General features: G+C 67.9%; 27 protein-coding genes and 1 other RNA gene. 9 read left to right on the forward strand and 19 right to left on the reverse strand.

What is annotated here, in order from left to right; genetic code table 11:
- Positions 1-27: 27 nt before the first annotated feature.
- Positions 28-306: a chorismate mutase gene (locus tag D1610_RS04260; RefSeq protein ID WP_118862830.1), complete on the reverse strand. Its 279-nt coding sequence runs from the start codon at positions 304-306 to the stop codon at positions 28-30.
- A gap of 112 nt (positions 307-418) precedes the next feature.
- Between D1610_RS04260 and D1610_RS04265 the strand changes: the two genes are divergently transcribed.
- Positions 419-1432 (forward strand): polyprenyl synthetase family protein, encoded by a 1014-nt coding sequence (locus tag D1610_RS04265; protein WP_118862831.1) that lies wholly within the window; start codon positions 419-421, stop codon positions 1430-1432.
- 15 nt (positions 1433-1447) lie between these two features.
- On the opposite strand, the gene D1610_RS04270 is transcribed toward D1610_RS04265, so the two are convergent.
- Positions 1448-2371 (reverse strand): phosphatase PAP2 family protein, encoded by a 924-nt coding sequence (locus D1610_RS04270; RefSeq protein ID WP_118862832.1) that lies wholly within the window; start codon positions 2369-2371, stop codon positions 1448-1450.
- A gap of 150 nt (positions 2372-2521) precedes the next feature.
- Here D1610_RS04270 and hrpB point away from each other — a divergent pair, with 150 nt between their 5' ends.
- Both hrpB and D1610_RS04280 read left to right on the forward strand, forming a co-directional pair.
- A complete protein-coding gene (gene hrpB / locus D1610_RS04275) occupies positions 2522-5071 on the forward strand; it encodes an ATP-dependent helicase HrpB (protein WP_118862833.1) in 2550 nt (849 codons plus the stop codon).
- Between the two features lie 30 nt (positions 5072-5101).
- The gene (locus tag D1610_RS04280) at positions 5102-5383 is read left to right on the forward strand and encodes an ETC complex I subunit (protein ID WP_118862834.1); all 282 of its coding nucleotides are present in this window, start codon (positions 5102-5104) and stop codon (positions 5381-5383) included.
- Positions 5384-5386: 3 nt separating this feature from the next.
- On the opposite strand, the gene D1610_RS04285 is transcribed toward D1610_RS04280, so the two are convergent.
- From D1610_RS04285 to D1610_RS04300, 4 genes are read right to left on the reverse strand one after another with little or no spacing between them, the layout of a single operon-like run.
- Positions 5387-5881 carry an NUDIX hydrolase gene (locus D1610_RS04285; protein WP_118862996.1) on the reverse strand — a complete coding sequence of 165 codons (495 nt, stop codon included), beginning with the start codon at positions 5879-5881 and terminating at the stop codon, positions 5387-5389.
- A gap of 20 nt (positions 5882-5901) precedes the next feature.
- The gene (locus D1610_RS04290; RefSeq protein ID WP_245941975.1) at positions 5902-6567 is read right to left on the reverse strand and encodes a TPM domain-containing protein; all 666 of its coding nucleotides are present in this window, start codon (positions 6565-6567) and stop codon (positions 5902-5904) included.
- A 15-nt stretch (positions 6568-6582) separates the two neighbouring features.
- Positions 6583-7401, reverse strand: a complete 819-nt coding sequence (locus tag D1610_RS04295) for a TPM domain-containing protein (protein WP_118862836.1) — start codon at positions 7399-7401, stop codon at positions 6583-6585.
- Complete coding sequence (locus D1610_RS04300; RefSeq protein ID WP_118862997.1) at positions 7398-7988, reverse strand: LemA family protein; 591 nt, start codon at positions 7986-7988, stop codon at positions 7398-7400. Before D1610_RS04300 ends, D1610_RS04295 begins: the two co-directional genes overlap by 4 nt.
- Before the next feature lie 112 nt (positions 7989-8100).
- Here D1610_RS04300 and mscL point away from each other — a divergent pair, with 112 nt between their 5' ends.
- On the forward strand, positions 8101-8550 hold the full coding sequence (gene mscL, locus D1610_RS04305) for a large conductance mechanosensitive channel protein MscL (RefSeq protein ID WP_118862837.1): 450 nt from the start codon (positions 8101-8103) through the stop codon (positions 8548-8550).
- Between the two features lie 412 nt (positions 8551-8962).
- On the opposite strand, the gene D1610_RS04310 is transcribed toward mscL, so the two are convergent.
- Entirely contained in the window at positions 8963-9394 is a 432-nt protein-coding gene (locus tag D1610_RS04310) for an RrF2 family transcriptional regulator (RefSeq protein ID WP_118862838.1), read from the reverse strand.
- Positions 9395-9443: 49 nt separating this feature from the next.
- On the opposite strand from D1610_RS04310, the gene ssrA reads away from it, so the two are divergent.
- The 4 genes from ssrA to D1610_RS04330 all read left to right on the forward strand — a co-directional run bounded on the left by ssrA (position 9444) and on the right by D1610_RS04330 (position 11400).
- Positions 9444-9783: a transfer-messenger RNA gene (gene ssrA / locus D1610_RS04315) on the forward strand.
- 291 nt (positions 9784-10074) lie between these two features.
- Positions 10075-10503 (forward strand): bactofilin family protein, encoded by a 429-nt coding sequence (locus D1610_RS04320; RefSeq protein ID WP_118862839.1) that lies wholly within the window; start codon positions 10075-10077, stop codon positions 10501-10503.
- Positions 10504-10563: 60 nt separating this feature from the next.
- Positions 10564-10908 carry a hypothetical protein gene (locus tag D1610_RS04325; protein ID WP_118862840.1) on the forward strand — a complete coding sequence of 115 codons (345 nt, stop codon included), beginning with the start codon at positions 10564-10566 and terminating at the stop codon, positions 10906-10908.
- 75 nt (positions 10909-10983) lie between these two features.
- The gene (locus D1610_RS04330) at positions 10984-11400 is read left to right on the forward strand and encodes a hypothetical protein (RefSeq protein WP_147414259.1); all 417 of its coding nucleotides are present in this window, start codon (positions 10984-10986) and stop codon (positions 11398-11400) included.
- Between the two features lie 80 nt (positions 11401-11480).
- Here D1610_RS04330 and pnp read toward each other — a convergent pair whose 3' ends face one another.
- The 5 genes from pnp to D1610_RS04350 all read right to left on the reverse strand — a co-directional run bounded on the left by pnp (position 11481) and on the right by D1610_RS04350 (position 16413).
- Entirely contained in the window at positions 11481-13841 is a 2361-nt protein-coding gene (gene pnp, locus D1610_RS04335; RefSeq protein ID WP_118862842.1) for a polyribonucleotide nucleotidyltransferase, read from the reverse strand.
- 186 nt (positions 13842-14027) lie between these two features.
- On the reverse strand, positions 14028-14297 hold the full coding sequence (rpsO, locus tag D1610_RS04340; RefSeq protein WP_118862843.1) for a 30S ribosomal protein S15: 270 nt from the start codon (positions 14295-14297) through the stop codon (positions 14028-14030).
- Between the two features lie 25 nt (positions 14298-14322).
- Positions 14323-15375, reverse strand: coding sequence for a tRNA pseudouridine(55) synthase TruB (truB, locus tag D1610_RS04345; protein WP_118862844.1), 1053 nt, complete (start codon positions 15373-15375; stop codon positions 14323-14325).
- A 19-nt stretch (positions 15376-15394) separates the two neighbouring features.
- Positions 15395-15784: a DUF6491 family protein gene (locus D1610_RS16795; protein WP_147414260.1), complete on the reverse strand. Its 390-nt coding sequence runs from the start codon at positions 15782-15784 to the stop codon at positions 15395-15397.
- Entirely contained in the window at positions 15781-16413 is a 633-nt protein-coding gene (locus tag D1610_RS04350; RefSeq protein WP_118862845.1) for a thymidine kinase, read from the reverse strand. The genes D1610_RS16795 and D1610_RS04350 overlap by 4 nt, the downstream gene beginning before the upstream one ends.
- A 52-nt stretch (positions 16414-16465) precedes the next feature.
- Here D1610_RS04350 and D1610_RS04355 point away from each other — a divergent pair, with 52 nt between their 5' ends.
- Positions 16466-16891 (forward strand): GNAT family N-acetyltransferase, encoded by a 426-nt coding sequence (locus D1610_RS04355; protein ID WP_222926925.1) that lies wholly within the window; start codon positions 16466-16468, stop codon positions 16889-16891.
- A gap of 30 nt (positions 16892-16921) precedes the next feature.
- Here D1610_RS04355 and D1610_RS04360 read toward each other — a convergent pair whose 3' ends face one another.
- From D1610_RS04360 to D1610_RS04390, 7 genes are read right to left on the reverse strand one after another with little or no spacing between them, the layout of a single operon-like run.
- Positions 16922-17311 (reverse strand): type II toxin-antitoxin system VapC family toxin, encoded by a 390-nt coding sequence (locus tag D1610_RS04360; protein ID WP_182466690.1) that lies wholly within the window; start codon positions 17309-17311, stop codon positions 16922-16924.
- On the reverse strand, positions 17308-17592 hold the full coding sequence (locus D1610_RS04365) for an AbrB/MazE/SpoVT family DNA-binding domain-containing protein (protein WP_118862848.1): 285 nt from the start codon (positions 17590-17592) through the stop codon (positions 17308-17310). Before D1610_RS04365 ends, D1610_RS04360 begins: the two co-directional genes overlap by 4 nt.
- A 32-nt stretch (positions 17593-17624) precedes the next feature.
- Entirely contained in the window at positions 17625-18017 is a 393-nt protein-coding gene (gene rbfA, locus D1610_RS04370) for a 30S ribosome-binding factor RbfA (protein WP_118862849.1), read from the reverse strand.
- A complete protein-coding gene (locus D1610_RS04375) occupies positions 18014-18388 on the reverse strand; it encodes a helix-turn-helix transcriptional regulator (RefSeq protein WP_118862850.1) in 375 nt (124 codons plus the stop codon). The genes rbfA and D1610_RS04375 overlap by 4 nt, the downstream gene beginning before the upstream one ends.
- Complete coding sequence (locus D1610_RS04380) at positions 18385-18639, reverse strand: type II toxin-antitoxin system RelE family toxin (protein WP_118862851.1); 255 nt, start codon at positions 18637-18639, stop codon at positions 18385-18387. The genes D1610_RS04375 and D1610_RS04380 overlap by 4 nt, the downstream gene beginning before the upstream one ends.
- A gap of 12 nt (positions 18640-18651) precedes the next feature.
- On the reverse strand, positions 18652-21195 hold the full coding sequence (infB, locus tag D1610_RS04385) for a translation initiation factor IF-2 (RefSeq protein WP_118862852.1): 2544 nt from the start codon (positions 21193-21195) through the stop codon (positions 18652-18654).
- Positions 21192-21905 (reverse strand): DUF448 domain-containing protein, encoded by a 714-nt coding sequence (locus tag D1610_RS04390; protein WP_118862853.1) that lies wholly within the window; start codon positions 21903-21905, stop codon positions 21192-21194. The genes infB and D1610_RS04390 overlap by 4 nt, the downstream gene beginning before the upstream one ends.
- Between the last annotated feature and the right edge of the window lie 147 nt (positions 21906-22052).

Genomic DNA, 22052 nt, shown 5'->3' on the forward strand with positions numbered 1-22052 from the left:
GCTCGGCGGCGACGCCGGGCCCTTTCTCTACTCGCGCAGGCGTTCGTGGTGGCGGATCACCTCGTCGATGATGAAGCGCAGGAACTTCTCGCTGAACTCAGGATCGAGATCGGCGGCGCGGGCCAGCTCGCGCAGACGGGCGATCTGCTTCTCCTCGCGGCCCGGATCGGCGGGCGGCAGATCGTGCGCCGCCTTGTAGCGGCCCACGTCCTGGGTGATCTTGAACCGTTCGGCGAGCATGAACACCAAAGCGGCATCGATATTGTCGATGCTCTGGCGGTAGCGGCTCAGCGTCGCGTCGGTCATGCCTGGTCCCCGCGGGTAAGGATGCGTCACCCGGCCTTTCGCCGCAATTGCGCGCGTTCGCAACCCTTCCGCGCTTGCCTTCGCGCGCAGGGCCAGCCATGCGCATTTCCGCATGAGCGCCTCGATCCATCGCCTCGCCGGGCGCCCCGCGCCCTCGCTCGATCCCATGATCGCGCTCGTCGCGGACGATATGAACGCGGTCAACGCGGTCATCCTTTCGCGGATGCACAGCCAGATCCCGCTGATTCCGGAGCTCGCCGGCCATCTGATCGCCGGCGGCGGCAAGCGGATGCGGCCGATGCTGACGCTCGCCTCGGCAAAGCTGCTCGACTATACCGGCAACCGCCACCACCGGCTGGCCGCCGCGGTCGAGTTCATCCATACCGCGACGCTGCTGCACGACGATGTCGTCGACGGATCCGACCTGCGTCGCGGCAAGCGCACCGCCAACATCATCTGGGGCAATCCGGCGAGCGTGCTGGTCGGCGATTTCCTGTTCAGCCGGTCGTTCGAGCTGATGGTCGAGGACGGCAGCCTCAAGGTCCTCAAGATCCTGTCGAGCGCCAGCGCTGTGATCGCCGAGGGCGAGGTCAACCAGCTCACCGCCGTGCGCCGCGTCGACCTGGGCGAGGATCGCTATCTGGACATCATCGGCGCGAAGACCGCCGCCCTCTTCGCCGCCGCCTGCCGCATCGCCGCGGTCGTCGCCGAACGGCCCGAGGCCGAGGAGATGGCGCTCGACAGCTATGGCCGCAATCTCGGCATCGCCTTCCAGCTGGTCGACGACGCGATCGATTACGTCTCGGACGCCGGAACGATGGGCAAGGACACCGGCGACGATTTCCGCGAGGGCAAGATGACGCTGCCGCTGATCCTGGCCTATGCGCGCGGGAGCGCCGACGACCGGACATTCTGGAAGGACGCGGTGGAGGGGCGCCGCGACGGCGACGACGACCTGGCCCACGCCGTCCGGCTGCTGCGCGACACGCGCGCGATCGACGACACGCTCGCCCGCGCGCGCCATTACGGCCAGCGCGCGATCGACGCGCTGGGCGGCTTTCCTGCGGGCAAGGCCAAGGATGCGCTGGTCGAGGCCGTCGAATTCGCGGTGGCGCGAGCCTATTAGGCGGCTCGCGGGGAGTCAGTCTTCCGTCGGCACCGCTTTGCGGGATGCCGCTACCGCCAGCGCGGCAACGGCGATCCCGCCTAGCAGATCGACGAAATAATGGCTTCCGATAAGCGGCGTCGTGGCGAACATGGCGAGGTTCAGCACGACGAACGCCCGGCCGATCACGGGCACCTCGCGAAAGCCCCAGGCCAGCAGGATCGATCCGGCGGCGTGGAAGCTGGGAAAGGCGATCATGCCGGTCATCATCCCGGGGCTGACGATGCGGAGCGTTCCGTCCCGCAGCGGCTCCAGTATCTCCGCATGGCGCCACGCCAGGCCCACATCCATGGCGGGAATGGCGGTCGGCGGGATATGGTTGGCGATATAGGGGCCGAGCGCGGGCGCGAACGGGAATATGACGACGCAGGTCGCCAGCGCGACATACCAGGCACATACATAGCGCCAGGCGGCCCGCTCACGGCCGAACGCCGCCAGCAGCGCGACCAGCACGAAGGGCTGCCACAGCAGCGATCCGTAGGTCCAGGCCATCGCGCCGACCAGCCGATCCTGACGGTGCAGCAGTTCGAACATCTGCAACCAGCTGAAGCCGGGGAACAGCAGCAGATCGGCCCGCGCCAACAGATCGTCGCGAAAGGGGAAGGCGCTGGTCGCGAACAGCGCGCTGAGCGTCGCGGTCGCCATGCTGGCGGCCAGCAGCAACGCCGATCCCTCGATAGCCGTTGCGATGCGCGAATGCCCGATCCGCCGCAGCAGCCAGGCGAAGCCAACCGCGAGCGCCAGCGTCACCAGCACGGTGTTGAGATCGCGCCCGTCATATCCGAAGCCGAGCGCCGCGCCGAGCAGAACGCACAGCGCCGCCTTGATCGACAGCATCCGGTACGCCGCAAGCGAAGCCGGATCGAAGGGCACACGGACCGCCGAACTGCCCGGGCGCATGTTCACAGCTATGTTGACACTGCCGAGCACATCATCCCCTTACGCGGCGATGGTTAATGGCGGGTTTTGGCGGCAACGCGCCGCGCCGCCTGTTCCCGTTTGACGGAGGCCGTGCCATTGACCGCTGGTGATCGCCTTCGGCCCGCAACCATGACTTCGCTCCCCATCCTGGCCGTGTTGCCGGACCTCCTCGATGCGCTTCGATCAACCTCGAACGCGGTCCTCGTCGCGCCGCCGGGCGCGGGCAAGACGACCGCGGTCGCCCCTGCGCTCATCGAGGAGGATTGGTGTGGCGGCGAGGTGCTGCTTCTCTCGCCCCGCCGTCTTGCGGCGCGCGCCGCTGCCGAGCGGATGGCGGCTCTCGCGGGTGAGCCCGTCGGGCGGACCTTCGGCTACGCCACGCGGATGGACAGCAAGCGTTCCGCCGCGACGCGCGTGACCGTGCTGACCGAGGGCATCTTCATCGCGCGCATCCAGGCCGATCCCGAACTGGCGGGCGTCTCGGCCGTGCTGTTCGACGAGGTGCACGAGCGCAGCCTCGACAGCGATTTCGGACTGGCGCTGGCGCGCGACGCGCAAGGGGCGCTGCGACCGGATCTGCGGCTGCTTGCGATGTCGGCGACGCTCGACGGCGCGCGCTTCTCCGCGCTGATGGGCGATGCCCCCGTCTTCGAGAGCGAAGGGCGCAGTCATCCACTCGAACTTCGCCATCTCGGGCGCGCGGCGGAGACGCGGATCGAGGATTCGGTGGCGGCCGCGATCCGGCGCGCGCTGGGCGAGGCCGAGGGCGGGGTGCTGGCGTTCCTGCCCGGCGTGGCTGAGATCGAGCGCACCGCCGAGCGGCTGGAGGGGGTGAAGGGCGTACGGCTTCACCGCCTGCACGGCAGCATGGAGCCCGCCGCACAGCGCGCCGCGATCGCGCCCGAACCCGACGGCGCGCGCAAGCTGGTGCTGGCGACCAGCATCGCCGAGACCAGCCTGACGCTCGACGGCATCCGTATCGTCGTCGATTCGGGCTTGGCGCGGCGTCCCCGTTACGACCGGGCGGCGGGCGTGACGCGGCTGGTGACCGAGCGCGCCAGCCAGGCGGCGGTGACGCAGCGCGCCGGCCGCGCCGGGCGGCAAGGGCCGGGCGTCGCCTATCGGCTGTGGGAAGCGGCCGCGACCGCAGGCCTGCCGCGGTTCGACCCGCCCGAGATGCTGGAGGCGGACCTGTCGGCGCTGGTGCTCGATTGCGCGCTGTGGGGCGTCGCCGATCCGCGGGCGCTCGGTTGGCTCGATCCGCCGCCCGAGGCGGCCGTGGCGGAAGCGCGAGCGCGGCTCGCGGTGCTGGATGCGCTGGGCGAAGACGGCCGGCCGACCGATCATGGCCGCGCGATCGCCAAGCTGCCGCTGCCTCCGAGGCTGGCGCACATGCTGCTGCGGGCGGGCGAGATGGGGCTGGCGCATGTTGCGGCCGAGGTCGCGGTGCTGCTGGGCGAGCGCGGATTGGGCGGCAACGATCCGGATGTGGAGGTGCGCCTCCGCCGCTGGCGCAGCGAACGCGGGCGGCGTGCCGAGGCGGGCAGGGCGCTGGCGCGGCGATGGGCGCGGAGCCTCCCACTCCCCTTCAGGGGAGAGGGTGGGGAGGAGGGGGAGTACGAGTCCCAATCCCAACTTGCCTTCCAGGCACGGCCCCTCTCCCTCCGCCGCTTCGCGGCTCCTCCCTCTCCCCTGAAGGGGAGAGGGCTTGACGCGGCCGCCATTTGTCTTGCGCTCGCCTTTCCCGACCGGTTGTCGCGGCGCCGTGATGCTTCGGGCGAGAACTGGGCGTCGGTCGGCGGGCGGGGCTATCGGCTCGATCCCGCCTCGTCGCTCGCGCGGAGCGAGTGGTTGGCGGTGGCCGAGGTGCAGGGCGCGGCGTCGGGCGCGCGCATCCTCTCCGCCGCGTCGATCGATGCCGCGACGGTGGAGACGCTGTTCGCCAGCCGAATAGAAGCTCGCCGAACGCTCGCCTTCGATGCCAAGACCGGAAGCGTCGAGGCGCGCCGCGAGCGCCGCCTCGGCGCGATCCGGCTGTCGAGCGGACCCGATGCCGACGCCGATCCGGAGGCGGTCGCCGCGCGGCTGGTCGAGGGCGTGCGCGAGCATGGGCTTGACCTGCTGCCCTGGGGCGAGGCGGCAGAGGCGCTTCGGGTCCGTGCGCGCTATGCCGGCGAAGCGGCGCTGGAGGACGCCGCGCTGATCGACCGCCTCGGCGAATGGCTGCCGCCGCTGGTGGCGGGCAAGCGGCGGCTTGGCGATGTCGATCCCGCCGCGCTGCGCCAGGCGCTGGAGAATCTGCTCGGCTGGCCGGCGCTGCAGCGGATCGAGCAGCGCGCGCCCGCGCGCTTCACCAGCCCGGCCGGCACCAGCCACGCGATCGACTATGCGGCGGACGGCGGCCCGCGCGTGGAGCTGCGCGTGCAGGCGCTGTTCGGGCTCGCCGAGCACCCGGTGCTGGGCGACGGCACGCCGCTGGTCCTGAGCCTCACCTCGCCCGCCGGACGGCCGATCCAGACGACGCGCGATCTGCCGGGTTTCTGGGCGGGCGGCTGGGCCGCGGTGGCGAAGGAGATGCGCGGGCGCTATCCGCGCCATCCCTGGCCGGACGATCCGGCCTCCGCCGCCGCGACGGTGCGCACCAAGAATGCGGATGCAAGGCGGGCGCGAAGCGGTTAGGAGAGGGCGATCGACACCAAGAGGACCACCATGCCGTCGGCGCGAATCTATCAGATCCCCAAGAACGCGATGCAGTCGGGCCGTGCGCGCACGCATAGCTGGATGCTCGAGTTCGAGCGCGAGGACGCGCAGCGCCCCGATCCGCTGACCGGCTGGGCGGGAAGCGCCGACACGCGGCCGCAGGTGAAGCTGAGCTTCCCCGACCAGGCGGCGGCGATCGCCTATGCTGACCGCGAGGGGATCGCCTATCACATCGTCCCCGCGCCCGAGCGCAAGCTGAAGCTGCAGGCCTACGCCGACAATTTCCGCTGAGCCTCACGACAGGATCGATCCAGCGAGCAGCAGCAGCAGCTTGACGTCGATCGCGAAGCCTTCCGCGCGGCGCGCTTCGATATAGTCGGCGGCCTCGGCCAGCGGGACGCGGTGGACGGTGATGTCCTCACCCTCGACGCCGCCGCCGTCGGAAACCTTCGACAGGCCTTCGGCGCGGAGCAGGGTGAAGCTTTCCGAGACCATGCCGGGGGACGAGTAATAGCGGCCGAGCGGGACCATGTGCTCCGCCCGGTAGCCGGTCTCCTCCTCAAGCTCGCGGATGGCGGCGGCCTCCGCCGCTTCGCCTTCGCTGTCGTCGCCGACGAGGCCGGCAGGGAGCTCGAGGCAGCGCGCCTTGAGCGGCACGCGATATTGATCGACCAGCAGGACATGGCCGTCGTCGATCGCCAGGATCACGGCCGCCTGGATATCGCGGGCGCGCGAGACATATTCCCAGCGGCCTTCGCGCCTGGCGACGATGTAGCGGCCTTCCCACATCGTCTCGACAGGATCGGCCGTCACAGCTCTATCAACCGGTCCGGCAGCTCGTTGGCGTCGTCCGCCGCGCGGGGCAGGTGCCGGTGCAGGATGGCGCCGACGCGCTCGACCGCCGCCGCCATGCCATCTCCGGGGCGGCCGGCGCGCACCCCGTCGATCAGCGCGACCATCGCCTCGCCCCAGACCTCGGGCGCGACGACCGAATGGATCGCCTCGTCGGCGACGATCTCGGCGCGGTGCTCGGCCATGGAGAGATAGATGAGGATGCCGGTGCGGCCGCTCGTGCGCCGTTCGGCGCTGGCGCGGAACAAGAGCAGCGCGCGTTCGCGCACCCGCGCGGTCCTGACCCGGCGCGGCGTCAGCAGGTTGCGCAAGGCGGGGATACGGAGCAGCAGCCACACCGCGAGGAACTTGAGCGCCAGCGCGGCGAACAGCCAGCCGATCAGCTCGCGTGCGCTCCATTCGTGCGTCCAGCCGCCGCGCAGGAGATCGACCGGGCAGGTGAGCAGCGGCGGCCAGGCGGCGATCGAGGCGAGCGCCAGCAGCATGATCCCCGCCGCCCAGGCGAAGGCGACGTCCTCATAGCCGTCCGACCGCGCGGCGACGATGGTGACGATCTCGCCCGAGGTGCCCGCCTCCGCCTCGGCCACCGCGGCGGTGACGAGGGCATGATCGGCTTCGCTCATCCGTATGCGCGCCATCTACCAGCCCCCCGAGGCGCCGCCGCCCCCGAACGATCCGCCGCCGCCCGAGAAGCCGCCGCCGCCGGACCAGCTGCCGCCTCCGCCGCCGCCCCAGGACGATCCGCCCCAGCCAGACCCGGAATGGCCGCCGCCCCAGCCGGGGCCCCAGATCACCACCGGCCCGCGGCCGCGGCGATAGCGCTTGCCGCCCTTGGCGCCGCGCGCGGCGGCGGCGATCATCGGCACGACGATGAAGGCGATGACGACCAGCCAGAAGATGATGGCGAACCAGTTGACGTCGCTCTCCTCCGCCTCGCGCTCGGCCAGGATGCGCTTGGCGCGCGCCTCGGCCTGGGGCGCGGGCAGGCGGAGCTGTTCGAGGATCGCGTCCGCGCCCGCGCGGATGCCGCCGGGCATGTCGCCGTCGCGGAAGCGCGGCAATATCTGTTCACGGACGATCAGCCCGGAAAGCTGTGCGGTCAGCACCGGGGTCAGGCCGTAGCCGACCTCTATCCGCACCTTCTTCTCATTGGGCGCGACGAGCAGGATGACGCCGTCGTCGACGCCCTGCCGCCCGATGCCCCAGGCCCGGCCCAGCCGATAGCCATAGTCCTCGATGGTGCGCCCCTCTAGGCTGGGCACGGTCGCGACGACGAACTGCTGGCCCTTCTCCTCCTCGAACCGGTCGAGCAGCCCGCTCAGTTCCGCCTCCTGATCGGGCGGGATGATGTTCGCCGCGTCGACCACCGGCTCGGTCGTGCGCTGCGGGAAGGTCTGCGCGTGCGCCGGCGCGAGCGACGCCAGCGCCAGCAGCAGGAGGAGGAAGACGCGGCTCACTTGTTTTCGAAGTTCACCGTCGGCGCGGTCTCGGCGCCGGGGGTGGTCGCCTTGAACGGGGTCATCGGCTCGGCGCCGTAGAAGATGCGCGCGCCGATCGCGTCGGGGAAGGTGCGGATGCGGGTGTTGTAGGCCTGGACGGCGGCGTTGTAGTCGCGCCGGGCGATGCCGATCTGGTTTTCGGTGGTGGCGAGCTCGTTCTGCAGCGCCAGGAAATTCTGGTTGGAGGTGAGCTGCGGATAGGCCTCCACCGCGACCAGCAGCCGGCCGAGCGACCCGCTCAGCGCGTTCTGCGCCTGCTCGAACTGCTCGACCTTGGCCGGATCGGACAGGTCCTCTGCGTCGACCTGCACCGAGGTGGCGCGGGCGCGGGCGTTGGTCACCTCGGTCAGCACGCGTTCTTCCTGCGCGGCGAAGCCCTTCACCGTGTTGACCAGATTGGGGATCAGATCGGCGCGGCGCTGATATTCGTTCTGCACGTCCGCCCAGCGCGCCTTGGCGGCTTCCTCGGCGGTCGGAACCGAATTGAGGCCGCACCCGGCGAGCGTCGCGGCAAGCGTTACGGCGATGACGGGACGAAACGACATGGACGAGCCCTCCTCCGGCATGTGTGCTGCGCATATAGGACACTCGGTCTGCTTGGCGAAGGGAAAATCGGCGGTTAGCCTGCCGGCCGGCTCAACCACAGGGAGTGCGGCCATGATTCAGGAGTTCAAGGCGTTCATCGCGCGCGGCAACGTGCTCGATCTGGCGGTGGCGGTGATGATCGGCGCGGCGTTCGGCAAGATCGTCACCTCGCTGACCGAGGACGTCATCATGCCGGTGATCGGCAAGGTCTTCGGCGGACTCGATTTCTCCAGCTATTTCGTCACGATGGGGCCCGTGCCCGCGGCGCTCACCGGATCGACCGACTATGCGGCGCTGAAGAAGGCCGGCGTGCCGCTGCTGGGCTATGGCGAGTTCGTGACCCAGGCGGTCAACTTCCTGATCGTCGCCTTCATCATCTTCCTGCTGGTCCGCGCGGTGAACCGCGTCGTGCCCAAGGCGGAGGCCCCGACGCCCGCCGATCCGGCCGATGTCGTGCTGCTGCGCGAGATCAGGGACGAACTGCGCGCGCGCAATGCCGCGCCGGGCGGACGGACCGAATAAAGGTGGCGACGACGTTCAGCCATCCGGTTGAGCATGTGTGGAGGAATGGCTGAAATCGGCCATTCCCCATCGTCGGGGCGCGGGGCGAAGTTCAGTGTGTTCAGTGTCCGGCGCATTCCCGCGCGAGGCTGAACTGGCAGTGCGGCAGGGGAGACGAAATGTCCTTCAGTGCAGCGGGCGCGAGGCAAGCAACAATATTCCAAAGGTGAGGAAAGTGAGGACAGGTGCCGTGTCACCGTCCTCCCATCCGGCGCCGATCGACGTACGCCGGCCGAACGTCGCTGCGAGCGCGGATAGGCCCCTGCCTTCGCAGGGGCGACAGGACCAAATGGAATCATGACCTAACGATAACCGATTCGGTTCGTGTAGGACAGGGGAAATTGTCGCTTCGGGTGATGGACATTCAGCCGGATCAGGCTGCGGCCAGATCCTCGGCGGTGGCGTCGGCCAGGCTGGTGCCGTCGAGGATCCGCGCGGTCTCGTCGCGCACGCGCATCATCGCGCGGCGAATCTGGCAGGCGGCTTCGTCCTTGCAGTCCTTGCACGGGCGGTAGGCGGTGCGGCTGACGCAGGGGACCAGCGCCAGCGGCCCTTCGATCTTGCGGACGATATCGCCGAGCGAGATCAGGTGCGTCGGGCGCGACAGGCAATAGCCGCCCATCTTGCCGCGATGGCTGTGGAGCAGCCCGCCGTCGCGCAGGTCGGCGAGGATGATCTCGAGGAACTTGCGCGGCACGTTCGCCGCTTCCGCGATCCGGTTCATCGGGACGGGCGGGCCACCCGCCTCCTGCTCCGCGAGGTACAGCATCGCGCGCAGGGCATATCGGGAACGCTGGGTTAACATGATAACCTAGTATCTAGGTGCGCATTGTGGCTGCGGGAAGGCAGCGCGGACACTTTTCTTTCGGGAATCGCGCCCTATATTGGCGGGCGTCGGGTTCGCCCGACTATGGCGATAAAGAGCGGTGTGTCATAGACGCAGCGGACCCGGGGGCAGTACCCGGCGGCTCCACCAAAACCGGCCCATCCGGCCGGTCCTGACGGGGCCGAACCAGGATCGACGTGTGTTGAAAAGCACTGTTTTTCGCTCGGAATGGGACCACCGCGACGGCCCATACACAAGTGCCAACGATAACGAAGCACTCGCGATTGCGGCGTAACTGAAGGCCTAGCGGCCTGAAGTTACTCCAAAATAGCGCGGTCGGACCGCACCGGGCAACAGAAGCGGATTCCAGCGGCCGCCAGGGGGGCCGGGCAACAGAACCCCCTGGACTTCCATCAAGGCGCGAGAGCATCGGCAAGCAGCAGTAACCTGCCTGCGATCTTGCTCCATGTTGGTTTTGGCCGAGTATTGTGTCAGAACGGGGCAAGGCACGGCCTCGATCACAGCTGATCATCTTGTGCGCTCCCCTGTAAATTGTTATCTTTTTCACGCGCTGTAGCCGTCATTTTATTACGTGACGGTCAGGGGCCAGCGTGGGGAAATTGCTGCCGATTCCGTGGGGGCAGCGGAAAGGGCCTGGGATGAGCAGTGGGGACATCCGCGACAAGAGCGGGCGGGAGGCGGTGGCTGGAATCGGCAAGGGCATCGTCGTCATCGGTGACATCGAATGCGCTTCCGAAATCCAGATCGGTGGCCGGGTGATGGGCGATGTGCGTTGCCAGACGCTGTTCGTCGAACCCGGCGGGACGATCGTGGGCAGCGTCAATGCCGGCCAGGTGCGCGTGTCGGGCTTGGTGGAAGGCACCATCGAGGCCGGTGATCTCGCGGTCGAGAGCACGGGGTCGGTTTCGGGCACGATCACCTATACGCGCCTCAAGGTGAGCGCCGGCGGCGTCCTGGACGGAAGCTTCAAGCATCGTCCCGAGGAAGAGGTCAGCGTCGAGACCGGGCCGCTCAAGCTGGTCGAGTCGTCCGAGCCCGCCAATCCGCGCCGGGTCTATGTCGACTGAGGGGGTGGAGCCCTAGCGGCGCGGGGCTGCGGGCTGCCCGATCGATGAAGGTTCGCCGCGATGTCGTTGCCGGCCAAGATCGACGAACAGGACGTGATGGAGGAGTTCGAGGAACTGCTCTGCTCGATAGCGACCGGAGTGCCGCCGGACCGATCGGCGGCCATGCGCTTTTCACGTTGCCGCACGGCGCTGCTCGAATCGCCTTCGAAGGATTTGCTGCCGGGGTTCGTCTATCAGTGCCTGTCGGTGTTCCGATTCAAGGACTTCATCACACTATACGATCCCGACATCACGCTTCGCGACGCCTTCATCCGCCGGGCGTTCAGCCGATGCAGGGCGATGTCCGGCGCTCCACCAGCGCACGGGCAGCGGGCGACCGCCAAATCGCAGAACTGGATGTCCTGACATGGCGTTCGCCCCTGACGACGCGCCGAACCGGCATCGCCATGTCGGCGACCAGGCCCATGTGGCGGCAAAGCAATGGTGACGGGTCGCCTGCTTTGCCGCATCGGCCGTCACGCGCCCTTGCCGGAAGGTCTCTGGAACGGCGGCTATTGCTTCACGGCGTGTCGCCGCTGCGGCCGGGACATGGTGCGATCGGCATTTGGCGAATGGCATGTCCCTAAAGATTTTCGGATCGTCTGGCGGCCCGACACCCCGACCGGCGATCTCGACGCGGCCTTGCAGGCGCGGGACAGACGGGATGCCCAAGCCAGGGCCGCGACGCCCGAGCCGCCAGCGGCAAAGGCCGACATCGCGCCTGCAGGCCGGCTGAGCGACGACCGTTCGCCTTTCGATTTCAGCGACTTCGACCGCGTCGCCGCGACCGCGAAGAGTGCGGGCGAACGGCAGGAATCATCGCCGGTCCGGTCGGCTCTGCCTCGCGCCCTGAAGTAGCCGCGCCAGATCCGCCTTCGGGCGCAACGAAAAGGGGCCCGGTTTCCCGAGCCCCTTCGTTCGTTCACCGAGACGAAAACTCAGTCATCGTCGCGCGTCAGGAAGGCGGGGGCGAACTCGGGCGCGGGGCCGTCGTCATTGCCGCCTTCGCTGCGCTCGCCGCGCTCGCGGCGGGGGCCGCGGTCGCCGCGCTCGCCACCGTCACGGCGCGGACCGCGATCGCGGTCGCCGTCGCGGCGCGGGCCACGGTCACGACCGCCGTCGCGGCGCGGGCCGCGCCCGTCGTCCCTGCCGCCGCGGGGGCCGCGGTCCTCGCGCGGTTCGCGCGGCGGGCGGGTGTCCTCCAGCTCGGCGCCGGTCTCCTGATCGACGACGCGCATCGACAGGCGGACCTTGCCGCGCGGATCGATCTCCAGCACCTTGACCTTCACCTCCTGCCCCTCGGACAGGACGTCGGCGACCTTCTCGACCCGCTCGTTCCTGATCTCGGAGACGTGGACGAGGCCGTCCTTGCCGCCCATGAAGTTCACGAACGCGCCGAAATCGACGAGGTTGACGACCTTGCCGGTGTAGATCTTGCCGACCTCTGCCTCCTCGACGATGCCGAGGATCCACTTCTTGGCGGCTTCGATCTGGCTGACGTCGGACGAGCTGATCTTGATCACGCCCTCATCGTCGATGTCGACCTTGGCGCCGGTCTCCGCGACGATCTCGCGGATCACCTTGCCGCCGGTGCCGATGACTTCGCGGATCTTGGACTTGTCGATCTGGATCGTCTCGATCCGCGGCGCGTGGGCCGACAGCTCCTCGCGCGTGTGGTCGAGCGCCTTGGCCATCTCGCCCAGGATGTGCGCGCGGCCTTCGTTCGCCTGCGCGAGGGCGATCTTCATGATCTCCTCGGTGATGCCGGCGATCTTGATGTCCATCTGCAGCGAGGTGATGCCCTCGCTGGTGCCGGCCACCTTGAAGTCCATGTCGCCCAGGTGATCCTCGTCGCCCAGGATGTCGCTGATCACGGCGAAGTCCTTGCCCTCCAGGATCAGGCCCATGGCGATGCCGGAGACGGGGCGCTTCAAGGGCACGCCCGCGTCCATCATCGACAGCGAGCCGCCGCACACCGTCGCCATCGACGAGGAGCCGTTGGACTCGGTGATGTCGGAGAGGACGCGGATCGTGTAGGGGAAGTCCTCCTTCGACGGCAGCACCGGGTGCAGCGCGCGCCAGGCGAGCTTGCCATGGCCGACCTCGCGCCGTCCGGGGGCGCCGAAGCGGCCGACTTCGCCGACTGAATAGGGCGGGAAGTTATAGTGCAGCATAAAGTGCTGGTAGTTGAGGCCGCCCAGGCCGTCGATCATCTGCTCGGCGTCCTTGGTGCCGAGCGTGGTGGTGCAGATCGCCTGCGTCTCGCCGCGGGTGAACAGCGCCGAGCCGTGGGTGCGGGGCAGGAAGCCGACCATCGCCTCGATCGGGCGGACCGTCTTCGTGTCGCGGCCGTCGATGCGCTGGCCGTCCTTGAGGATCGCCTGGCGGACGATCTCCGCCTCCAGCTTCTTGACCAGCTTCAGGCTGGCGATGCGCTCGGCGGCGTCCTCGTCGGCGAACAGGTCGCGCGCCTTGGCGCGGGCCTCGTTGATCGCGTTCTGGCGCTCGGCCTTGTTGGTGATCTTGTACGCGGCGGCGAGATCGGCGCCGATCGCGTCCTTGAGCTTCGCCTTGGTGGCGGAGCGGTCGATCTCCGCCGAGAGCTCCCACGGCTCCTTGGCGGCCTGCTCGGCGAGCTTGATGATCCCTTCGATCACCGGCTGGAAGCCGCGATGCGCGAACATCACCGCGCCCAGCATGACCTCTTCCGACAGCTCCTTGGCCTCGGATTCGACCATCATCACCGCGTCGTTCGTGCCGGCGACGACCAGATCGAGATCGCCCGCGGCGACCTGCTCGTCGGTCGGGTTGAGGATATACTCGCCATCGACATAGCCGACGCGCGCGGCGCCGATCGGGCCCATGAAGGGCACGCCCGACAGGGTCAGCGCGGCGGAGGCGGCGACCATCGCCAGCATGTCCGGCTCATTCTCGCCGTCATAGCTCAGCACCTGGGCTATGACGTTGATCTCGTTGAAGAAATTCTCCGGGAACAGCGGGCGGATGGGACGGTCGATGAGGCGGGAGACGAGCGTCTCCTTCTCGGTCGCGCCACGCTCGCGCTTGAAGAAGCCGCCCGGGATGCGGCCGGCGGCGGAGTATTTTTCCTGATAATGGACGGTGAGCGGGAAGAAGTCCTGCCCTTCCTTGATCGAGCGTGCGGCGGTGACCGCGCACAGCACGACCGTCTCGCCGAGCGTCGCGAGGACCGCGCCGTCGGCCTGGCGGGCAACGCGGCCCGTTTCGAGCGTGAGGGTCTTGCCGCCCCACTCGATGCTTACTTTCTTCATGTCGAACATTGGTTTTCCTTCACTCCGATGACCCAATGTCATCGGGGCCTATGGCCGTTCGCTTGCGCGAAGGGCGTGTGCGGAGCCGGTCTTGGCTCCAGTGCCGCCTATGTCTTTGCGGCGATTGTCCGGCAGAAGGACCGGATTGCCCTTCGCCGGATAGCGAAACGGCCCCGCTGGGCGGGGCCGTCCGGGTTATTTGCGAAGGCCGAGCTTCGCGACGATGTCTGCGTAGCGCTGCGCGTCCGACTTCCTGAGATAGTCGAGCAGGCTGCGGCGCTTGTTGACCAGCATCAAGAGGCCGCGGCGCGAATGATTGTCCTTCGCGTGGGTCTTGAAATGCTCGGTCAGGTTGGTGATGCGCTCGGTGAGGATCGCGACCTGGACCTCGGTGGAGCCGGTGTCGCCCTCTGAGCGGGCATGTTCCTTGACGAGCGCGGACTTGCGCTCTGCGGTGATCGTCATGTGCCTTCGTTCCTCGACATCGCAATTACAGGTTGAAACCGCGCACCACGCGGACGTTGCCGCCCGCAACCTCGACCAGCGCGACCGGCACGGATGCGTCGGTCGCAAGGGCGAGGCCGTCTGGTGAGCCGATCCCGATCAACACCCGCCCCTGACGGAGCAGCCCTGCCTGATCGGGGGTGAGCGCGAGAGCCGGGATGTCGTCCAGCGCCGTGCTCAACGGCAGGAGGGTCTCTTCAAGCGCGCGCCCTTGCCCGAGTTCGGCCAGCCTGTCCAGCGAAATCGCCGATTCGAGCCCGAACGGCCCCGCCTTGACGCGGCGGAGCATGGTGACATGGCCGACCGTGCCCAGCGCCCGCGCGATGTCGCGCGCGAGACTGCGGATATAGGTGCCCTTGGAGACATTGGCGGTGAGGGTGACTTCATCTAGTACCTTCCCGGAACGGAACAACGGGTCGGATCGTCCCCCGGACGATCCTTGATCATGCGGGGCATGGTCAGCCCGTTGCTGGGGACCAGCCGCAGGATGGTGGAGGGGTTCCGCCGCGAGCGCAGCGTTGGTGGCGAACCCCCTCCACCGCTCTTTGAGCGGTCCCCCTCCCCGTGCCGGGGAGGTATTAAGGGAATGCACCGTCACGTTTCGCGTCGCCAGCACCACCTCTTCGCCCGCGCGCGCCAGGTCGTAGGCGCGCCTGCCGTCCACCTTGAGCGCCGAATAGGCCGGCGGCGCCTGTTCGATCGGGCCGGTGAAGCGCGGCAGGACGGCGGCGATGTCGGCGGGGGAGGGGCGGACGCCGGAGGTCGCGACCTCGCGCCCTTCGAGGTCGAGCGTGTCGGTCTCGATTCCGAAGCCGATCGCGAACTGATAGACCTTATCGCTGTCGAGCATCCGCCCGGCGAGCTTCGTGGCCTCGCCGATCGCGATCGGCAGCACGCCCGACGCCAGCGGATCGAGCGTGCCGCCATGGCCGACCTTCAGCCTGGGATAGCCGCCAGCCCTGAGCGCCCGCTTGACCGCGGAGACGACCTGGGTCGAACCCGTCCCGACGGGCTTGTCGATGATGATCCAGCCGTGCATGCGCGCACGGCTAGACTATTCAACCGTCCCCGTCATCCGGCGTCCCCGGCTGGCCGGAGGGAGGCGAGCTGGTCACGATGCGATCAATCCCGCACCTGATCTCTGGATATTTGCTGGACCGAATTTGGGAAAAGGTGTCGAAGGTTCCGTTTACATCAGTCTCGATATACAAAGCGCCATTATCTCCTGCTCTGAGACATGGACTCGACAAATCAACGCGATACCACGCCAGGCGACGATCTTGAAGGTAGACTGTGGCTTGATCGGCGACTTGAAAACTCCTGATCCCGCCATTTGCAGCAAACTTGATGGTTGCTTCCTGCTCGATTGTAGATTTTGCGGGTGTCTGAGCATGTACGGCAGAGGAAGCAATGCCGATACAAGTCAGAAATGCCACTAGGTCTTTCATGATGTTTCTCCTGCGCCGCCACCTACACCCCTGTGCCTGAACACCGCCTGAGCTGTACCGGTTCGCTCCATGAAGTGCCGGCGGCACAGGGCGATATAGCGGTCGTTGCCGCCGATCTCGGTCTGGGCGCCTTCGATGACGGCTTCGCCCTCGGCGTCTATGCGCAGGTTCATCGTCGCCTTGCGGCCGCATTCGCATACCGACTTGATCTCGATCAGCGCGTCCGCCAGCGCCAGCAGCGCCGCGCTTCCGGCGAAGAGGCGGCCACGGAAGTCGGTGCGCAGGCCGTAGGCGAGAACCGGAATATCCGCCTGGTCGCACAGCCGCGCGAGCTGCATCACCTGGCTGCCGGTGAGGAACTGCGCCTCGTCGACCAGCACGCAGGCGAGCGGGTCGGTCGCGTGCTCGGCCAGCACGGCGCCCTGGATGTTGGTGTCCGCAGTGAAGCCGTGCGCGCCGGCGGCGAGGCCGATGCGCGATCCGATCACGCCCTGGCCGGCGCGGTCGTCATGCGCCGCGGTCCACAGCATCGTGTGCATGCCGCGTTCGCGATAGTTGAAATCGGCCTGCAGCAGCGTGGTCGACTTCCCCGCGTTCATCGAGGCATAGTAGAAATAGAGCTTCGCCATGCCGCGCTTGTCGCGAGGCGCGGCCAATGAATCCAGCGAAAAGAGGGGTAACGTGGCGGAAGGGATCGATGTCAGATTGATCGGCCCCGAAGATGCCGGCGTGTTCGCCCATGTCGCGGACGGCGTGTTCGACGAGCCGCCGCTTCCCGCGCGTGTCGATGCTTATCTGGCCGAGCCGGGCCATCTGATGGCGCTGGCCTTCGATGGCGACCGCGTGGTCGGTCAGGTGGCTGCGGTCATCCATCGCCATCCCGACAAGCCGGCCGAGCTCTATTTGGACGAGGTCGGCGTCGCCGACGCCTATCTCAGGCGCGGCATCGCCACGCGCATGGTCGAACGCATGCTGGCCGAGGGCCGGGCGCGAGGGTGCGCGGAATGCTGGGTCGGCACCGAGCCCGACAACGAAGCCGCCCGCGCGCTCTACCGCAAATGGCAGGACGAGGCGGAGCCGTTCGTGATGTACCTGTTCGATCTGTAGCGATCTGCATCGTTCCCTATCGACCTAAACTCATCTGAGCGTTTCCACGGGTATCGGTGGCCTGTCGCCTGCCTGACGCGCGACCTCGCGATCGAACGTGGCGAACGCACTCGCATGCCGCCCCATGACCAAATGGATCATATCGGCAATATCCGCTCCGGCCGCAAAACGCTGAATGGCCCAGTGCACCAATATAGGCGCTTCGATCTCGATATTGTCATATGACAGGATACCATCGAGGATGCCGGCGGTGTCCGTTCGCGAAAAGCGATAGCGTGACCGGAGCACCCAGACGATCTCCAGCAACGCGGTCAGCGGCAAGATCACCGGGCCTCGCAGGATCTCCTCGGCGATGGCCGTCTGATGTGGGTCATCGGGAACAATCACGCGCAGGACGACATTGGCGTCGACTGCCTTCACGCGTCTTTCTTCGCGCCGCGCTTGGCCCATTCCTTGGCAATCGTCCGGTTCATTTCCTCGACTGGGACCGGCCGCCCCTTGTAACTGCTGGTGATCTTGCGAATCTCTGCGGTGATCTCCTCAAAAGACCGTCCTGCCTTGGCGATGGTCGGCCGCAGCAACACGCCCCGTCCAGCAGGTACGACCTCGAGTTGCTGCCCAGCAGTCAAACCAAGCATATCCCGGACGTCCTTTGGGATGACGACCTGACCCTTCGCGGAAAGCGTGGTTCTTGCATTCATGTGAGGTAAGATGCGTCTTACCGGCGAACGAGTCAATCGCCGTCCAGATCGCGCGCCACCCTGGGATCGCGCAGCAGCGTATCGATATGGGTGCCTTCGTCGAAGCTTTCGTCGGCGAGGAACTTGAGCTTCGCGGCGTATTTCATCTTCACGCGGTGGGCGACCTCGCGCTGGAGATAGGCGGTGTTGGTGCGGAGCGCCTTGAGCACCGCCTCCTCGTCCCGGCCCAGCAGCGGCTTCACGAACACGGTCGCGTGGCGCAGGTCGGGCGACATGCGCACCTCCGTCACCGAGACCTGATGGCTGGCGAGGACATCGTCATGCACGTCGCCGCGCATCAGGATTTCGGAGAGAACATGACGCACCTGCTCGCCCACGCGGAGCGTGCGGACGGAGCGGGTTTCGGAGGTGTCCGTCCGATTCATTTGGCCGGCAAGATATCGTCGACCGAGGTGCGCAGGGCATCAGCAAGCGCGCACCACATCTTTCTGGAGCCCTCGCGCTTGCCAAGTTCCAGCGAGGACACCGTCATCTTGGTCGTTCCAACGACTTTTGCGAGACCGGACTGTGTCAGTCCGCGATGTCGACGCCACACCCTGAGCGCGCTTTCACCAGCTAAAATCTGGTCTACCAGGCTGGCGGGCAGATATTCCTCGCCATCTTCGCGCCGCCGCGCCGCTTCCGCCGCGGAGGCTGCGTCAAGGCGATCCTCGACGAGATCGATCAACCGCTCATAATCCGCAATGGGAAGCATGGCCATCTTCTGGCCCGAGATTTCGACGATCTGCACGGTCATCGCTTCACCTCATATATCGACGATCGCGGTGCGATGTCGTCGATCCAAAGAACGTCTTCCTCAATGCGAAAGATGATGCGCCAATCCTGCACGCGCAACCGATATTCCGGCCGACCCTGGAGACGCGTCACATTCGCGCTGAGAGACAGCGGATCACCGGCCAGCTGATCGATCTTTGCCCGGAGCAACGCCCGCTTGTTCGACCGCAGCAAGGCCCTGGCCGCGGTCGACGAAAAGCGAATGTCAGCCAATATCCATGCGCTTTACAGCGTCCGTTCGCGCATCTCGACCTCGAAGGTTTCGAGGAAGTCGCCCGGCTTGATGTCGGTGAAGTTCTGCGTGAAGGTCACGCCGCACTCCAGGCCCGCGCGGACCTCGGCGACATCGTCCTTGAAGCGCCGGAGCGAGGCGATCTCGCCCTGGTAGATAATGACGTCGTCGCGGGTGATGCGCGCCTTCAGCGCCTTGCGGATGACGCCTTCGGTGACGAGCAGGCCCGCCGCCTTGCCGTGCTTGCCCGCCGAGAAGACCTCGCGGATCTCGGCGCGGCCGACGACCGTCTCGAACGCCTCCGGCCCAAGCTCGCCCGCCATGCCGGCGCGGATCTCGTCCAGCAGATCGTAGATCACGTCATAATATTTGAGCGCGACCTTGTTCCGTTCGGCGATCTCGCGCGCCTTGGCGTTGGCGCGGACGTTGAAGCCGATGATCGGGGCTCCGCTCGCCGCCGCCAGCGTCACGTCGCTCTCGGTGATGCCGCCGACGCCCGAGTGCAGCACATGCGCGCGGATGTCGTCGGTCGAGATCTTGTTGATCGAGCCGACGATCGCCTCGACCGACCCTTGCGTGTCGGCCTTGACCACCAGCGGATAGACGATCGCCTGCTTGTCCTTGAGCGCACTGAACATGCTCTCCAGGCTGGCGGGGGCGGACGTGGTGCGCTTCTGCGTCAGCACGCTCTGGCGGTATTCGGCGACCTCGCGGGCGCGGGCCTCGTTCTCGACGACCTGCAGCTGGTCGCCCGCGCGCGGCACGCCCGACAGGCCGAGCACCTCGACCGGCATCGACGGTCCGGCCTCCTTGACCTGGCGGCCCTTGTCGTCGACCAGCGCGCGGACCTTGCCGCTCTCCGCGCCGACGACGAAGACGTCGCCGACCTTGAGCGTGCCGCGGCCCACGAGGATGGTGGCGACGGGACCGCGGCCCTTGTCCAGCTTCGCCTCGACCACCGCACCCTCGGCGGCGCGATCGGGATTGGCCTTCAGCTCGAGCAGCTCCGCCTGGAGCTGGATCTTCTCGACCAGCTCGTCGAGCCCGGTCTTCTTGAGCGCGGAAACCTCCACGTCCTGCGTCTCGCCGCCCATCGCCTCGACCTGCACGTCATGCTCGAGCAGACGCTCGCGGACGCGCTGCGGATTGGCCTCGTGCTTGTCGATCTTGTTGATCGCCACGATCATCGGCACGCCGGCCGCCTTGGTGTGGTTGATCGCCTCGATCGTCTGCGGCATCAGCCCGTCGTCGGCGGCGACGACCAGCACGACGATGTCGGTGACGTTGGCGCCGCGTGCGCGCATCTCGGTGAAGGCCTCATGGCCCGGCGTGTCGAGGAAGGTGATCTTCGACTTGTCCTTCAGCGTCACCTGATAGGCGCCGATATGCTGGGTGATCCCGCCGGATTCGCCCTTCACCACATCGGTGCCGCGGAGCGCATCGAGCAAGCTGGTCTTGCCGTGATCGACATGGCCCATGATCGTGACCACGGGCGCGCGGGGCTTCAGCGTGTCCTCGGGATCGGCCTCGACCTCGGTCTGCAGATCGACGTCGGAATCGCTGACGCGCTTCACATTGTGGCCGAAATCGGTGACCAGCAGCTCGGCGGTGTCCTGATCGATGCTCTGCGTCATGGTGACGGGCATGCCCATCTTGAACAGCGCCTTGACCAAATCGGCGCCGCGCTCGGCCATGCGGTTGGCGAGCTCCTGCACGGTGATCGTCTCCGGCACCGCGACCTCGCGGACCTGCTTCGCCTGCGGCTCGCGCGGGCCGCCATGGGCGCGCTTCTCCTTCTCGCGCGCGCGCTTCAGCGCCGCGAGGCTGCGCGCACGCGCGCCGCCGTCGCCGTCGTTGAGCGCCTTGTTGACGGTCAGCTTGCCCGACTGGCGTCGATCGTCGCCCCCGGCCTTGCGCTCGCGCGAAGGCTTGGGCGCGGGTTCGGGACGGCGCACGGGCTCCGGCCGCGCCACGGGCGTGAACCGGCGCGGCGCGGGACGGCTGGGATCGAGCTCGACGGTTGCCGGCGTGGCTTCGGCGGCGGGCTCGACAGGCGCGGCTTCGGCCGGCTTCGCTTCGGGTTCGGCCGCCTTGACGGGCTCGGGCGGCGGAGGGGGCGCCTTGGCCTTTTCCTCGGCGCGGCGCTTTTCCTCCTCGCTCTGCTGGATGCGCGCCTGCTCTTCGCGGCGGCGCGCCTCCTCGAGCGCGGCCATGCGCGCTTCCTCGGCCTCGCGCAGCAGCTTCGCCTGCAGCTCCTGACGCGACATCAGGTTGCTGGCGGGCGCGCGCGGCGGCGCCGGCGGAGCGGCGCGCTCGACGGGGGCGGGAGCCGGGGCGGCGGCTTCGGGCGCGGGCGCGGGAGCGGCTTCGGCCTCGCCGGGCTTGCCCAACACGCGACGCCGCTTCACCTCGACCACGACGGTGTTCGACCGCCCATGGCTGAAGCTCTGCTTGACCTTGCCCGTCTCGACGGTGCGCTTCACGCCCAGCGGCGCGCGCATGCCCAGCTTCGGCTTTTCGTTTTCGGTCTCGCTCATACGGAGTGTCGCGTTCCTTGATCGTCGTCAGTGTGGGGCACTGGCCGGGCCAATGCCGATGGACCCTGCGAAGCGGATTCGCAAGGAGAGAGGGTGGGATCGCACCCGATAAAGTGCAGCCAGCGGGACAGCGCATCGTCCACCCGCCTTGCCGCGGCTTCATCGATCAGGCCGATATGGACCACATTTTCGCGGCCCAGTGCCTGCGACAATATGGGGCGGGGGAGCGGCAATGTCACCCCCATCCGCCCGGAGCCTTCGGCGTCGCTGCCGACGCGCCACGCCTGGGCGAGCCTGCGCGCGCCGTCCTGCCCGGCGTCCGCGGCATGGTAGAGCGCATGGAGCCTGCCGCCGCGCGCCGCGGTCTCGATCTTGTCGCTGCCGGTCAGCAGGTTGCCGCCGCGCGACTCCAGCCCCAGCCGGTCGAGCGCGTTCTGCGCCAGCGCGCGCTCCGTGCGTTCAACCAGATCGTCCGGCACGGCGAAGTCGCCGGTCTTGAAGGCGCGCGCCAGCGCCCCGCGCAGGCGGCCCTTGGCGGCGGCCGCCTCCAGCTCGGCGCGGCCGACGCCGATCCAGGCGCCGCGGCCGGGGGCCTTGGCGCGCACGTCGGGCGCGACCGATCCGTCGGGGCCGAGCGCGAGCCGGATCAGGCTTTCGCGCGGGGCGCGGTCGCCCGACAGGATGCAGCGCCGTTCGGGATCGCTCTTCATAGCCCCTCCCCTTCAGGGGAGGGGTTGGGGTGGGGCATGTCCGCGAGCGGCGGTCTCGGTGAGACATCCCCCCCCCCCCCCCCCCCCCCCCCCGGGGGGGGGGGGGGGGGCGCCGCCCGGGGGGGGGGGTGGATGGGAGCAATTTGA

This window comes from Sphingomonas gilva (assembly GCF_003515075.1).
GTDB lineage: Bacteria > Pseudomonadota > Alphaproteobacteria > Sphingomonadales > Sphingomonadaceae > Sphingomonas > Sphingomonas gilva.